Origin of the sequence: Streptomyces sp. NPDC059909, assembly GCF_042730885.1 — a bacterium.
Classification (GTDB): domain Bacteria; phylum Actinomycetota; class Actinomycetes; order Streptomycetales; family Streptomycetaceae; genus Streptomyces.
The window spans coordinates 67969-81232 of record NZ_JBHWKX010000022.1 but is presented as its reverse complement, the minus strand read 5'-3'; the positions used below and the strand labels follow the sequence as shown (position 1 = coordinate 81232).

The 13264-nt window shown below is 73.4% G+C and carries 12 protein-coding genes; 3 read left to right on the top strand and 9 right to left on the bottom strand.

Annotated features, from left to right (window positions below; translation table 11 throughout):
- Positions 1-58 precede the first annotated feature (58 nt).
- Genes ACFV9O_RS17420 through ACFV9O_RS17410 form a run of 3 tightly spaced genes read right to left on the bottom strand, consistent with a single transcriptional unit; the run spans position 59 to position 3267 of the window.
- Positions 59-433, bottom strand: a complete 375-nt coding sequence (locus ACFV9O_RS17420; protein ID WP_385418396.1) for a DUF742 domain-containing protein — start codon at positions 431-433, stop codon at positions 59-61.
- Between the two features lie 4 nt (positions 434-437).
- On the bottom strand, positions 438-944 hold the full coding sequence (locus ACFV9O_RS17415; protein ID WP_385418393.1) for a roadblock/LC7 domain-containing protein: 507 nt from the start codon (positions 942-944) through the stop codon (positions 438-440).
- On the bottom strand, positions 934-3267 hold the full coding sequence (locus tag ACFV9O_RS17410; RefSeq protein ID WP_385418390.1) for a nitrate- and nitrite sensing domain-containing protein: 2334 nt from the start codon (positions 3265-3267) through the stop codon (positions 934-936). Before ACFV9O_RS17410 ends, ACFV9O_RS17415 begins: the two co-directional genes overlap by 11 nt.
- A gap of 272 nt (positions 3268-3539) precedes the next feature.
- Here ACFV9O_RS17410 and ACFV9O_RS17405 point away from each other — a divergent pair, with 272 nt between their 5' ends.
- Positions 3540-4583, top strand: a complete 1044-nt coding sequence (locus ACFV9O_RS17405; protein ID WP_385418387.1) for a GDSL-type esterase/lipase family protein — start codon at positions 3540-3542, stop codon at positions 4581-4583.
- A 218-nt stretch (positions 4584-4801) separates the two neighbouring features.
- Here the strand turns inward: ACFV9O_RS17405 and ACFV9O_RS17400 are convergent, their stop codons facing one another.
- From ACFV9O_RS17400 to ACFV9O_RS17390, 3 genes are all read right to left on the bottom strand, one after another.
- Positions 4802-6244 carry a GuaB1 family IMP dehydrogenase-related protein gene (locus ACFV9O_RS17400; protein WP_385418385.1) on the bottom strand — a complete coding sequence of 481 codons (1443 nt, stop codon included), beginning with the start codon at positions 6242-6244 and terminating at the stop codon, positions 4802-4804.
- A gap of 117 nt (positions 6245-6361) precedes the next feature.
- Positions 6362-6709, bottom strand: coding sequence for a barstar family protein (locus tag ACFV9O_RS17395; protein WP_385418382.1), 348 nt, complete (start codon positions 6707-6709; stop codon positions 6362-6364).
- A complete protein-coding gene (locus tag ACFV9O_RS17390) occupies positions 6706-7110 on the bottom strand; it encodes a ribonuclease domain-containing protein (protein WP_385418379.1) in 405 nt (134 codons plus the stop codon). Before ACFV9O_RS17390 ends, ACFV9O_RS17395 begins: the two co-directional genes overlap by 4 nt.
- 216 nt (positions 7111-7326) lie before the next feature.
- Between ACFV9O_RS17390 and ACFV9O_RS17385 the strand changes: the two genes are divergently transcribed.
- Both ACFV9O_RS17385 and ACFV9O_RS17380 read left to right on the top strand, forming a co-directional pair.
- The gene (locus ACFV9O_RS17385) at positions 7327-8625 is read left to right on the top strand and encodes a glutamine synthetase (RefSeq protein WP_385418483.1); all 1299 of its coding nucleotides are present in this window, start codon (positions 7327-7329) and stop codon (positions 8623-8625) included.
- The gene (locus tag ACFV9O_RS17380) at positions 8626-9747 is read left to right on the top strand and encodes an amidohydrolase family protein (RefSeq protein ID WP_385418376.1); all 1122 of its coding nucleotides are present in this window, start codon (positions 8626-8628) and stop codon (positions 9745-9747) included.
- A 115-nt stretch (positions 9748-9862) separates the two neighbouring features.
- Here ACFV9O_RS17380 and ACFV9O_RS17375 read toward each other — a convergent pair whose 3' ends face one another.
- From ACFV9O_RS17375 to ACFV9O_RS17365, 3 genes are all read right to left on the bottom strand, one after another.
- The gene (locus tag ACFV9O_RS17375) at positions 9863-10909 is read right to left on the bottom strand and encodes a sugar-binding transcriptional regulator (RefSeq protein ID WP_385418373.1); all 1047 of its coding nucleotides are present in this window, start codon (positions 10907-10909) and stop codon (positions 9863-9865) included.
- 75 nt (positions 10910-10984) lie between these two features.
- The gene (gene rpe, locus ACFV9O_RS17370; protein ID WP_385418370.1) at positions 10985-11668 is read right to left on the bottom strand and encodes a ribulose-phosphate 3-epimerase; all 684 of its coding nucleotides are present in this window, start codon (positions 11666-11668) and stop codon (positions 10985-10987) included.
- 145 nt (positions 11669-11813) lie between these two features.
- Positions 11814-13250 carry an RsmB/NOP family class I SAM-dependent RNA methyltransferase gene (locus ACFV9O_RS17365; RefSeq protein WP_385418367.1) on the bottom strand — a complete coding sequence of 479 codons (1437 nt, stop codon included), beginning with the start codon at positions 13248-13250 and terminating at the stop codon, positions 11814-11816.
- Between the last annotated feature and the right edge of the window lie 14 nt (positions 13251-13264).

Genomic DNA, 13264 nt, shown 5'->3' with positions numbered 1-13264 from the left:
AGATCGTTGCGTGGTTGCGGCCGCAACGCAGGAACATTGCACAGCCGTGCAAAAGCGTTCAGATCTCACGCAGCCGGTCGGCTATTTCCCGGAGCAGCGTGGGGTCGTGCGACCCCTGGTCGGCGGGCGGGGCGGAGACGCGAACGAGTCCCGCCTCGACGAGGTCGACCAGCAGGACGCGGACGACCGTGAGCGGCAGATCCGCGTCGGCGGCGATCTCGGCGACGGGGCGCGCCCCGCGGCGCACGAGCTCCAGCAGTGAGCTGCGGGCGTGGTCGAGCCGCGGCCCGGTCCTGTCCCCCTCCCCTGCCACGGCCGTGACCCGCGACATCAGGTCGACGGGGTGCTCGGCGGCAGGACGGGTACGGCCCCGGGTCACGGTGTACGGCCGCACCATGGACCCGGTTTCGTCCTCGTACCAGTGCTCGCTCACGGGCTCAGGCGCCGGGGGCCTCGGGGAGCGTGCGCGCGGGTACGGCCATGTGCCGGCCGACGCGCCTGACCAGCAGGGTCATCTCGTGCGCGAGCTGTCCGACGTCGGTCTCGATGTCGGACAGCACGGCGAGGCGGCTGCCGTCGCCGGCGGGGGTGATGAAGAGGTACGCCCGGTCGAGCATGACCATGGTCTGCCGCACCTTCCCGGCCTCGAATCGGGACCCGGTCTCCTTGGCGAGGCTGTGGAACCCGGCGCACACGGCGGACAGGTGCTCGATGTCGGCCGCGGGCATACCGCGGGACGCGCAGGTGACGAGCCCGTCGGCGGTCAGCAGCACGGCCTGCCGGACGTGGTCGGTCCTGGCCACCAGCTCGTCGAGCAGCCACCCGAGATCGCCCGCGGTGGTCTGCTCGCTCTGCCCGGTCGGGTCCCCCTGCCCGGTCCGCGCGGTGGGCTCCGCCTGTTCGGCCTTCTCGCGATCGTCACGGTTGCTCGGGTCATCCACCATCGTGGCCCCGCCCTTCGTCGCTCGTTCTCTCCGGCCCGGCCGGTTCGCCCTTGCGCCCCCGGTCGAGCCCTCGCTGAAACGCCCCGAAGATCGCCCGCATCTCCTCCGCGCCGACTTCCTGGGTGGGCTCCTCCGGCTCCGCGTCGCCGGGCCCATCCCGCAGGGGCGCGGCGATGGACGCCTGGCGTACGCGCTTGGGCAGCGGGCCCGGCCCGGGCTCGCCGGCGTCGGCAACGGTGGGCGCCGGATCCGGCCCGGGCTCCGCGCGTGTGGTCTGCCGCACGCGCATGGGCAGGGCTCGGACGACGGCGCCCGCGGCGGGCTCCGGGGTGCGGTCGTGGGACGGGGGCACCGGCTCGGGTGCGGCAGAAGAAGGTGCCGGGGCGGGCTCGGGGTCCACCGGCGTCGTGATGGTGTTCGGGAGCAGGACGACCGCGGTCGTGCCGCCGTACGGCGACCGGGTGAGGGTGACCGTGATGCCGTGGCGGCCGGCGAGGCGGCCGACGATGTAGAGGCCGAGGCGCTCGTCCTCGACCGGGTCGAAGTCGCCGGGGCGGGCCAGGGTCCGGTGGGCCTGGGCGAGTTCGTCGCGGTCCATGCCGAGGCCGCGGTCGTCGATCTCCAGGACGAAGCCGTTGCGGGCGGCGCCCGTGCGCATCGTCACCTGGGTGTGCGGCGGGGAGAAGACCGCCGCGTTCTCGACGAGCTCGGCAACGAGGTGCACCACGTCCGCCACCGCGTCGGCGCCGATCCCGACGGCCGGCATCGGTGGTACGACGACCCGGGTGTAGTCCTCGATCTCCCCGACCGCCGCGGCGACGACGTCGACCAACGGCACCGGCTTGCGCCATCTCCGCCCCGGCGTCGCCCCGGAGAGGATGATCAGGCCCTCCGCGTGGCGCCTCATCCGCGTCGTCAGGTGGTCGATGCGGAAGAGGTCCTCCAGCGTGTCCGGGTCGCTCGTACGGCGTTCCAGGGTGTCGACCAGCTTCGACTGCCGGTGCACCAGCGCCTGGTTGCGCCGTGCGATGTTCAGCAGCACCGCGAACATCCCGCGCCGCAGCGTCGCCTGCTTGACGGCCGCCTCGACGGCCGCCCGCCGCGCCGCGTTGAGGGCCCGACCGACCTGCGCGATCTCGTCGGCCCCGCGTTCGTCGTCGCCGAAGTCGAGCGGCGGGGCGACGGCGGCCGCGTCCACGTCCTCGCCCGCCGAGAGCCGCTCCATGACGTCGGGCAGCTGCCGCGTCGCCAGCAGGCCCGCCGCGTCCCGCAGCTCCTCCAGCCGCCGGGCGATGCGCCGCCCCGCCGACACCGACAGCCAGATGGAGAGCACGACGGCGACGAGGCCGACGGCGCCGACCACCGCGGCCTTGACCATCTCGCGGTAGGCGAAGGCCCGCCCACGGTCCGCCGCGTTGAGTGCGGACTCGGTGCACAGCAGCATGTACCGCTTGACGGCCCGGTCCGTCGTCGTCCGCCAGGAGTCGGCGGCGATCGCCTCGCCCGCGCCGGACGCCCCGGCCCGCAGCAGCGCGTCCTCGCCCGAGACCAGCGCCCGGTACTCGGTGCCCTGCTCGAAGTCCGTGAACAGCTTCCGCGAGTCCCCGGGCAGATCGGCGACGTACGTACGGTGGAAGACCCGCCGGTCCTCGATCGTGGCCGTGAGCGCGTCGTACTGGCGGTCGCTGAGGCTGCCCGCCGCCCGCGCACCGGCGACCAGCGCGTCCTCACGGGACACGAACTCCCGCACCCGTACGAGCTCCACCACGACCTGCGCCTCGCGCGCCAGCTGTCCGGCCTGGAGCGCCGTGAGCGTGGACTGTACGTCGAAGGTCGGCTCGACGAGCGCGGTGTACGCGTCGACTGCCCCGCTCCAGGAGAGCTTCCGGTCGACGACCTGCTTCCGCAGGGCCTCCAGCCGTGCGGCCGCGTCGGCCATCGCGTCCAGCGACTGGCGCTGGCGCGCCGAGAGGTCCTCGCGCCGGTGCTCGTCACCGAGGGCGTCGCGCATCGCCTGGACGGCCCGGTCGGTCGAGCGCTGCTGCTCCAGATACGCGGTGGCGTCGCCCGGACCGGCGTCGCCGCGCTCCCCCGCCCCCAGATACGCGGCGGCGAGCCTGCGCTCGATCTGCATCTGCCCGACCGCCGTGTCGACGGGAGTGCCGAAGCTCTCGTAGACGCCCTGGAGCCGGATCAGGGCGCGCAGATCGCCGGTCACGGACACCATGGCGAAGCTCCACAGCGTCATCAACGCGATGACCGGCAGCACGGTGAGGGCGACGATCCGGCCGCGGATCGTGGGACGGCGCAGTCGCCGGCGCATGGACTCCCCAGGACGTTCGGGACGACGGACCAGCAGTGGTTACCCACCGGTAGGGGCAGTCAAGCTACGCGATCCGGCACACAGGGCGCAACGCTCCCTGCGGTAACAGTGGTCGCCGGGACGACTCCTTGTCATTGACACTTCGTCAGGTCCGCTGCACGGTGACTCCCCCCGGTCCGGGCACACGGTCGATGGCGGTCGTGTGCCCTTTGGGTGTCCGGCCCGTTGAACGTGTGTCCGCTCCCGTATCCGACAACCGGAGGCCCGACTTGATGCGCGAGACGACAGCCGGCACGACGCCCGGTACACAGGACCCGGCCTGGCTCGATCCCGGCCCTTTCCTGCGCGGTGTGGCCTGGCGCGACGGTGAGCGGGTGGTGCGGGCCGATCCCGGCGATCTGGACCGGCTGCCGTGGGACACCCGCGAGCGGGCCGCGCTCCCCATCGGCGTACGGCTGGAGTTCACCGTGCCGGACGGGGCGCGCGCGGTCCAGGTGCGGTATCGCGCGCGGGTGCCCGGCGCGACGGAGCCGCTGCGCGACCTCGCCCACTGCTTCTCGCTCTGGCGGGGCGACCACTGGGTGCACGACTCGTTCGCCGGGCCCACCGAGGAGGCGACGGTCACCATCGAACTCCCCTCCGGCGAGGGGCCCTTCACCCTCCATCCGCCCGAGTCCCAGTCGCCCGTGATCCTCGGTCTGCGCGGCATGGGCGGCACGCTGCTCCCCGCGCCGGGGCGCCCGCGCTGGGTCGTGCACGGCGACTCGATCACGGAGGGCTGGTGGTCGACCCGCCCCGCCCGCTCCTGGCCCGCGGCCGCGGGCCGGGCCCTCGGCCTGGACACCGTCAACCTCGGGTACGCGGGCGCGGCCCGCGGCGAACTCCCCGTCGCGCAGCAGCTCGCGGCGCTCCCCGCCGAGGTCCTGACCCTCGCGTTCGGCACCAACTGCTGGTCCCGGATCCCGTACACCGCTCCCCTGCTGTACGAGACGGTGCGCGCCTTCGTCGCCCTCGTACGCCAGGGTCATCCGGACACGCCCCTGCTCGTTCTCTCCCCGGTCCTGCACCCCGAGGCCGAGTCGACGCCCAACGCCTGCGGCGCCACGCTCGCCGAGCTGCGCACGGCGATGGAGTCCGCGGCCCTGGACCTCGCCTCGGCGGGCGACGGGCGGCTGGCGCTGCTCCCCGGCCGCGGTCTGCTGACGGCGGACCACCTGGCGGACGGGCTCCATCCGAACGACGCGGGGCATGCCCTGATGGCCTCTGCGGTCGCGGACGCCCTGCGCGGCGCCGGGTTCGTCGGCCGAGGCGCTTGACGAGGAGGTGCACGGGTCGGCGCATACGTGCCGCCGGCCCGCCTCGTCGAGGAACGCCCAGCGGTCGGTGTACGACACGGTGGGCTCGTACCCGGGACGGGCGTACAGCGCCGCCGCTCCGACCGTTCACGGGAAAGGCAACGGCCCCCGGAGTGATCCCGGGGGCCGTTGCCGGCGCACTGCCGAGGCCGGCCGTGTGCGGCCGTGCCCCGCCGTGGCTAGCTCCAGCTGGCGTGCAGCGGCTTGCCCTCGGCGTAACCGGCGGCGCTCTGGATGCCGACGATCGCCTTCTCGGCGAACTCCTCGAGCGAGCCCGCGCCCGCGTAGGTGCAGGAGGACCGGACGCCCGCGATGATCGAGTCGATCAGGTCCTCGACGCCCGGGCGGGCCGGGTCGAGGAACATCCGCGAGGTGGAGATGCCCTCCTCGAAGAGCGCCTTGCGGGCACGGTCGTACGCCGACTCCTCGCTCGTACGGTTCTGCACCGCACGCGCGGAGGCCATGCCGAACGACTCCTTGTAGGGACGCCCGTCGGCGGTGTGCTGGAGGTCGCCCGGGGACTCGTACGTACCCGCGAACCAGGAACCGATCATGACGTTGGACGCGCCGGCGGCGAGTGCCATGGCGACGTCGCGCGGGTGCCGGACACCGCCGTCCGCCCACACGTGCTTGCCGTACTTCTTCGCCTCGGCGGCGCACTCCATGACGGCGGAGAACTGCGGGCGGCCCACGCCGGTCATCATGCGCGTGGTGCACATGGCGCCGGGGCCGACGCCGACCTTGATGATGTCCGCGCCGGCCTCGATGAGGTCCCGGACGCCCTCGGCGGCGACGATGTTGCCCGCGACGATCGGAACCTGCGGGTCCAGGCCGCGCACGGCCTTGATCGCGGAGATCATCGACTCCTGGTGGCCGTGGGCCGTGTCGATGACGAGCGTGTCCACGCCCGCGTCGAGCAGCTGCTTGGCCTTGGCCACGAAGTCGCCGTTGACGCCGACGGCGGCCGCGATGCGCAGCTTGCCGCCGGCATCGGTGGCCGGGGTGTACAGGGTCGCGCGCAGCGCGCCCTTGCGGGTGAGGACGCCCACGAGCCTGCCGTCGCGGTCGACCGCGGGCGCGATCTTGCGGTTGGCGTTGTCGAGGGTCGTGAACGCCTCGCGCGGGTCGATGTCCGCGTCGATGAGCAGCAGATCCTTGGACATGACCTCGGAGAGCTGCGTGAAGCGGTCCACGCCGGTCAGGTCGTGCTCGGTGACGACGCCGACGGGGCGCTGCTCCTCGTCGACGACGACACCGGCGCCGTGCGCCCGCTTGGGCAGCAGGGACAGCGCGTCGGCGACGGTCTGGTGCGGGGTCAGCACGATCGGGGTGTCGAGTACGAGGTGGCGCGTCTTCACCCAGGAGATGACGTCGGTGACGACCTCGATCGGGATGTCCTGCGGGATGACGACCAGTCCGCCGCGGCGGGCCATGGTCTCGGCCATCCGGCGGCCGGCGATCGCGGTCATGTTGGCGACGACCAGCGGGATGGTGGTACCCGTGCCGTCGTGAGAGGCGAGGTCGACCCCCTGACGGGAGCCCACGGCCGAGCGGCTCGGCACCATGAACACATCGTCGTACGTCAGGTCGTACGGCGGCTTGATGTCATTGAGGAAACGCACGTGCTGAACATCCCAGTCGATCGGAGGGTCCCGGAAGTTCCTCCGGGAGAAAACGCACGTACTTCATTGTCCCATGACCCGGGGAATGAACCGCCCGGGCTGATCATCCAGGACGGGCTATGCCCTCTGGTCGGAACCTCCAAGGGCGACGAGCACGGCGAGCCGCCCCGGCATGCTGTCGACCGCCTGCGCGAAGACGTCCTGGGCGGTCTCCCACTCACCATGCCGGGCCGCGGCGTACTCCTGCCAGCGGCGGACGAGGACGAGCGTGCCCTCGTCCCCCGGCAGGTCGGTCAGGCAGTCGGCGAGCGCGTCCCAGTTCCGGCCGAACCAGGCGGGAAGCTCCAGGTCGCTCGCGCAGCGCTCCATGAACGCGGCCTTGTCCGTCACCCCGTGGAGGTCGAGCACGACGATGTTCCGGCCGGCGGCGGCACTGAACAGTGCCGCGAGGGGGCCGTTCCTCATCGGAGCACCTCCCTGAACGTCTCGTAGTGATCGTCGGTGTAGTAGATCTCACCGCCGCGCCCGGTGACAATGCGGCGGGCCCCGCGGTCGCGCTCGCCGGGCGTGCGCACGGTGTACTCGCGGTAGTAGCCGCGGTGCTGCTTCGGCAGGATCCCCTCGAAGTTACCGAAGGCGGCGCCGTCCTTCTCGTACGGGAACGGCCCGCCCTCGTCGATCAGCCGCAGGGTCTCGCGGGCCTCGGGAGGCAGGTCGGCCGGGCGGACGGTCGCCAGGGCGGCCCGGGTGGCGGTTCCGGTGGGCGCCGCGTCCGGCGCCTGGACGCCGGACGAGCAGCCGGTCAGCAGCAGCCCCAGGAGGGCCGACAGCGCCAGGGCGAGGCGGAGGGGCGACCGGTGCGGCATGACGCCGATGCTGCCACGGTCGCGTGGTGGAGGCGGTGAAGGTGGGGCCGGGCGGGTAGGGAATGCCCCGTGCAGCACAGCGACCGGAATCAGGACCGGCATCAGGACCGGCATCAGGCCTGGCATCAGGAGCGGCATCAGCGGGCCCCGCGGCAGGAGCGTGAGCAGGCGCGTCAGGAGGCCCGGCAGCTCGCGCGTCCGGAGACCGCGCGCCTCCTGGCGGAGGGCGTCCACGGGGCGGCCCTGACCTGGGTGGACAACGCGGGTCTCACGCGGGTGAAGGCCGTGCCCGTCGGCCGTCTGGCCCAGGCAGCGGCGCGCGGCGTGGGCATGTCGCCCGTCTTCGACGTCTACCTGGTGGACGACTCCATCACCACGAGCCGCCATGTCGGGGGCCCGGACGGTGACCTGAGACTCGTCCCCGACCTCGATCGGCTCACGGTGCTCGCCGGACAGCCCGGCTGGGCCTGGGCGCCCGTCGACCGCTACGACCAGCAGGGAGGGCCGTACGCCGCGTGCCAGCGGCTCTTCGCCCGGCGGATGGTCCGGCGTGCCGCGGAGCACGGCATCGAGCTGCGGATGGGCTTCGAGACCGAGTGGGTCGTGCAGCGGGACGGCGTGCCCGCCTGCACCGGGCCCGCGTACGGGATGGCCCGGGTGGTGGAGCTCTCCGACTACGTCGAGGAGGTGCTGCGCGCGCTGGTCGCGCAGGGCGTCGAGGTGCTCCAGATCCACCCCGAGTACGCCGAGGGACAGTTCGAGGTGTCGGTGGCCCCGTCCGACCCGGTGGGAGCGGCGGACCTCGCGGTGCTGGTGCGCGAGACGGTGCGGGCGGTGTCCCTGCGGCACGGGCTCACCGCGTTGTTCGGCCCGGTGGTGGAGGCGGGCGGCGTCGGCAACGGCGGCCACCTCCACCTCAGCCTTTGGCGGGACGGGCAGAACCTGTGCCGGGGCGGTCCGGGCCCCTTCGGGATGACCCCCGACAGCGAGGCGTTCCTGGCGGGCGTCCTGGACGCCCTCCCGGCCCTCCTCGCGATCGGCGCCCCCTCCCCCGCGAGCTACCTCCGCCTCGAACCGTCCCGCTGGGCGGGCGTCTTCCAGTGCTGGGGCCTGGAGAACCGCGAGGCCGCACTCCGGTTCATCACGGGCGCGCCGGACGACCCGGAGGGCGCGAACGCCGAGGTGAAGTGCTTCGACGCGGCGGCCAATCCGTACCTGGTGACGGGCGCGGTGATCGCGGCCGGTCTCGCGGGGATCGCCGCGAAGGCGGCCCTTCCGCCTCCGGTGCAGGGGGACCCGGCGGCGGGGCCGGAGCCCGCGCCGGGCGGCGGCCCCGCCCGGCTGCCGCGGTCGCTGCCCGAGGCGCTGGACCACTTCGGCCGGTCGGACGTGCTGCGCGAGGCGCTCGGCGATGCGCTGTTCGAGGCGATCGTCGCCGTACGCCGGGCCGAGACCGAGCTGTTCGCAGGAAGCAGCCCGCAGGAGATCGCCGACGCGACGCGCGGGCGGTACTGAATGACGCTCGCGCTGCCGCCGCTCGTCGACCATCACTGCCACGGTGTGCTGCGCCGGAGCCCGGACGCGGACACATTCACCTCGCACCTGACCGAGTCGGACGCCCCGGCCGCACCCGGCACGAGTTTCTTCGACACGCAGCTCGGCTTCGCGGTGCGCCGCTGGTGCCCGCCGCTGCTCGGTCTGGACCCCCACTGCCCTCCCGAGCGGTATCTGGAGCGCCGCCGGGAACTGGGCGCGGACGAGGCGACGCGGAGGCTGCTGCGGGCGAGCGGCACGGGCACGTATCTCGTCGACACCGGGCTGCCGGGCGACCTGACGGGCCCCGCCGAACTCGCGGAGCTCGGCGGCGGCGAGGCGCACGCGATCGTACGGCTGGAGTCGCTGGCCGAACGGACGGCGGACGCGAGCCACGGCCCGGAGGCGTTCGTCGAGGTGCTCGACCACGCCGTCGCGGCCGCCACCCGCACGGCGGCCGGGTTCAAGTCCATCGCCGCGTACCGCTACGGCCTCGGACTGGACCCCGAGCCGCCGACCGCGGCCGAGGTGCACGCCGCGGCCGCGCGCTGGCTGGACGGCCGCACGCCTGGCGAGCGGCTCACCGACCCCGTCCTGCTGCGCCATCTCCTCTGGTCGGCGGTCCGCACCGGACTGCCGCTCCAGCTCCACACGGGCTTCGGCGATCCCGATCTGCGCCTCGACCGCTGCGATCCGCTGCTCCTGACGGACTTCGTCCGGGCCGTCGCCCCGTACGGCTGCCCGCTGGTCCTCCTGCACGGCTACCCGTACCACCGGCATGCCGCCTATCTCGCCAACGTGTTCACACATGTGTACGCGGACGTCGGCCTGGCCCTGTCCCATACGGGCGCGCGCGCCGAGGCCGTGCTCGCCGAGGCACTGGAACTGACCCCGTTCGGCAAGCTGCTGTACTCGAGCGACGCCTTCGGGCTCCCGGAGCTCTACGTCGTCGGCGCCCGCGTCTTCGAGGAGGCGCTGACCCGCCTCCTGGACGCCTGGACGGCGTCCGGCGCCTGGTCGGGGCCGGACGGCGAACGTGTGGCCCACCTGCTGGCAGCGGGAAACGCGCGGCGCCTGTACGGCCTCGGGCCCGATCCTTCGTGACGCCGGAGGCTCGACTCCGGAGGAGTCGGCGGGCGTCGGCGGGCGCGAAACGCACGCAGCCCGGCCCGGCGGAAGCCGGGACGGGCTGTGGGGATGGGGCCGGAGCCGGGGGGTGTCAGTCGTCGGGGTCCGCGCGCTCCAGTGCCGGCCGCGGGCCCGGCTGGGACTCCGTCAGGAGGTAGTCCGCCGCCGCGGTGTCCGTCACGAGGCTGGTGACGAGCCCCGACCGCAGCACCGCGCCGATCGCCGCCGCCTTGCGCTGGCCGCCCGCGATCGCGACGACCTCGGGGATCCGGCGCAGCCGGTCCGCCTCGACCGTGATGCAGCGCTCGCCGAGATCACGACCGACGCGACGGCCGTCCGCGTCGAAGAGGTGGGCCGACATCTCCGCGGCGACGCCGAGCGAGGCGTAGTGCGCCCGCTCCTCGTCCGTGAGCATGTCGTGGACCGTCGAGATGCCCGGCTCCCAGGAGCCGATCGACACGCACGCGACGGTCACCTTGTCGAAGTACTCGAAGGCACGCGCGATGCCCGTCTGGTTCCGCAGCGCCGCTGCGGTCGCCGGGTCCGGCAGCAGCATCGGCGCGTAGATCGGGTGCGCCTCTCCGCCCGAGACCTGCGCGGCGCGCCGCACCGCCTCGACCGAGCCGCGCTCGGCGGTACCGGCGTCGTACACACCCGTCAGCTGCACGACCGTGCACGGCGGCAGCCGGTCCAGCGCGGCCGCCATGTGGATCGTCGAGCGGCCCCACGCCAGGCCGAGCACATCGCCCTCGGCCACCAGCTCCCCGAGGAGGTCCGCGGCGACCTCACCGAGGTTCTCCGGGTCGGGGGACTCGTCCTCGCCCTCCGACGGGGACTCGACGACCACCGCGTGCCGCAGGCCGTAGCGGGCGCGCAGGGCGTCGGAGCGCTCCGCGTCCAGCTCGGCGGGGACGCGGATCTCGATCCGTACGAGATCGCGTTCGAGCGCGGTCTCCAGGACTCGCGCCACCTTGAAGCGGCTGACGCCGAACTCCTCGGCGATCTGGATCTTGGATTTGCCCTCGAGGTAGAAGCGGCGGGCCATGGCCGCCGCCTGCACCAGCTCCGCGGGTCCCATCCGCAGGGCTGGTCGTCCCGCCGACATTGCAGACACCGCGCTCTCCTCACTGCTGTTCACACTCCGGAACCGTCATCCTGTCAGATCCCGGGGTTGTCGATCAGCCCGGTCGGGCCCCGTTCATGTAAGCGTGGCTCAGTGGTCGCATGCCCAGGGTGCCGAGGCAATGGTCCGGGACGCCAGGTCGCGCAGCGAGCGCACGGCCTCGGCCGGGTCCTCCGCCCCGTACACCGCGGAGCCGGCGACGAAGACATCGGCGCCCGCCTCCGCACACTGTTCGATCGTCGCCTCCGAGACACCTCCGTCCACCTGCAGCCACAGCTCGAGTCCGTGCTTGGTGATCAGCTCCCGGGTGCGGCGGATCTTCGGGAGCATGATGTCGAGGAACCCCTGGCCCCCGAAGCCCGGCTCCACGGTCATGATCAGCAGCATGTCGAGCTCGGGCAGCAGGTCCTCGTACGGCTCGATGGGCGTGGCCGGCTTGAGCGCCATCGAGGCACGCGCCCCCTTGGCCCGGATCTCACGCGCGAGCCGCACGGGCGCCGCCGCGGCCTCCACGTGGAACGTGACGGAACCGGCACCGGCCTCGACGTACTGAGGGGCCCAGCGGTCCGGGTCCTCGATCATCAGATGGCAGTCCAGCGGGATGTCGGTCGCACGGCTGAGCGACTCCACCACCGGTACGCCGAGCGTCAGATTGGGCACGAAGTGGTTGTCCATGACATCTACGTGGAGCCAGTCGGCGCTTTCGACGGCCTTCGCCTCCTCGGCGAGACGGGCGAAGTCGGCGGACAGGATGCTGGGGTTGATCTGGGCCATGTGCCAAGACTGCCATGCTGTGGCACCGGCTTGCGCGGGAGGACCGGGAACGGCATACCGACGACCGGGATCCGAGGGTCCACACGTTGCCGGCACCGCCCTCCACCCTTCCGCCCCGACGTCTCCGGCCGGCCGGCAAGGACGGTTACGCCGTGCGCCGCAGCAGCGCCAGATACATCGCGTCGGTGCCGTGCAGGTGCGGCCACAGCTGGACGTCCGGGCCGTCGCCCAGTGCCGGTACGCCCGGCATCAGGGGGCGGGCGTCGATCCACTCGGCGGACACCGGGGCCCCGCCGCGGCCCTTGAGGACGTCCTCGACGACCACGCGGGTCTCTGCGAGGTGCGGCGAGCACGTCGCGTACCCGACGACGCCGCCGACGCGGACCGCGGCCAGCGCTTCGCGCAGCAGGGTGCGCTGCAGCGGGGCGAAGCTTTCGAGGTCCTCGGGGCGGCGGCGCCAGCGGGCCTCGGGGCGGCGGCGCAGGGCGCCGAGGCCCGAGCAGGGCACGTCGACGAGGACCCGGTCGAAGGAGCCGGGGCGCCATGGCGGGCGGGTGCCGTCCGCGGCGATGACCTGGTACGGGCCGGGGTTGCCGGCCAGCGCGCGCTCGACGAGACGGGCGCGGTGCGGCTGCTTCTCGGAGGCCAGCAGCGAGGCGCCGCGTCCGGCGGCGAGCGCGCCCAGCAGGGCCGCCTTGCCGCCGGGGCCCGCGCAGCCGTCGAGCCACCGCTCGTCGGCGCCGTCGAGCGGTGCGTTGGCGAGGGCTATCGCGACGAGCTGGCTGCCCTCATCCTGGACGCCCGCGCGTCCTTCGCGCACGGGGTCGAGCGCGCCCGGCTCGCCGCCCTCGGCGAGCCGTACCGCGTAGGGCGACCAGCGCCCCGGCAGCCCGGCCTCCTCGCCGAGCAGGTCGAGCAGCTCGTCCGTCGTGGACCGCCCCGGCCGGGCGACCAGCGTCACCTCGGGCCGCTCGTTGTCGGCCTCCAGCAGGTCCTCGATCCCGGCGCGGCCGCCGCCCAGCGCGTCCCACAGCGCCGAGACGACCCACCGCGGATGGGAGTGGACCACGGCCAGGTGGTCCTCGGCGTCCTCGTCGTACGGCGGCGCCACCCGGTCCAGCCACCCGTCGAGATCGTGCTGCGAGATCTTGCGCAGCACCGCGTTGACGAACTTCGCACGCCCGTCACCGAGCACCACCCGGGCCAGCTCCACGCTCGCCGAGACGGCCGCGTGCGTCGGGATGCGCGTGCCGAGCAACTGATGGGCGCCGAGCGAGAGCACGTCCAGCACCGGCGGGTCGACCTCGCGCAGCGGCCGGTCGACGCACGCGGCGATGATCGCGTCGTACGTCCCCTGCCGCCGCAGCGTGCCGTACACCAGCTCGGTCGCGAGCGCCGCGTCCCGGCTGTCGAACTCACCCTGCTCACGGGCCTTCTTCAGCAGCGGCGGCAGCACGAGATTGGCGTACGCGTCCCGCTCGTCCACCGCGCGCAGCGCATCGAAGGCGAGGATCCGCACGGGGTCCTTCTTCGGGCGACGGTACGGCTTGTGGGGACGGCGACGGCCGCTCTGCTCACTCAAAAGGTGCTCCGCGT

What these genes read in the sequence shown, in the direction of transcription:
- ACFV9O_RS17415 (WP_385418393.1), bottom strand. Translation starts at nt 944, where the DNA reads ATGGTGGATGACCCGAGCAACCGTGACGATCGCGAGAAGGCCGAACAG.
- ACFV9O_RS17410 (WP_385418390.1), bottom strand. Translation starts at nt 3,267, where the DNA reads ATGCGCCGGCGACTGCGCCGTCCCACGATCCGCGGCCGGATCGTCGCC.
- ACFV9O_RS17405 (WP_385418387.1), top strand. Translation starts at nt 3,540, where the DNA reads ATGCGCGAGACGACAGCCGGCACGACGCCCGGTACACAGGACCCGGCC.
- ACFV9O_RS17395 (WP_385418382.1), bottom strand. Translation starts at nt 6,709, where the DNA reads ATGAGGAACGGCCCCCTCGCGGCACTGTTCAGTGCCGCCGCCGGCCGG.
- ACFV9O_RS17390 (WP_385418379.1), bottom strand. Translation starts at nt 7,110, where the DNA reads ATGCCGCACCGGTCGCCCCTCCGCCTCGCCCTGGCGCTGTCGGCCCTC.
- ACFV9O_RS17380 (WP_385418376.1), top strand. Translation starts at nt 8,626, where the DNA reads ATGACGCTCGCGCTGCCGCCGCTCGTCGACCATCACTGCCACGGTGTG.
- rpe (WP_385418370.1), bottom strand. Translation starts at nt 11,668, where the DNA reads ATGGCCCAGATCAACCCCAGCATCCTGTCCGCCGACTTCGCCCGTCTC.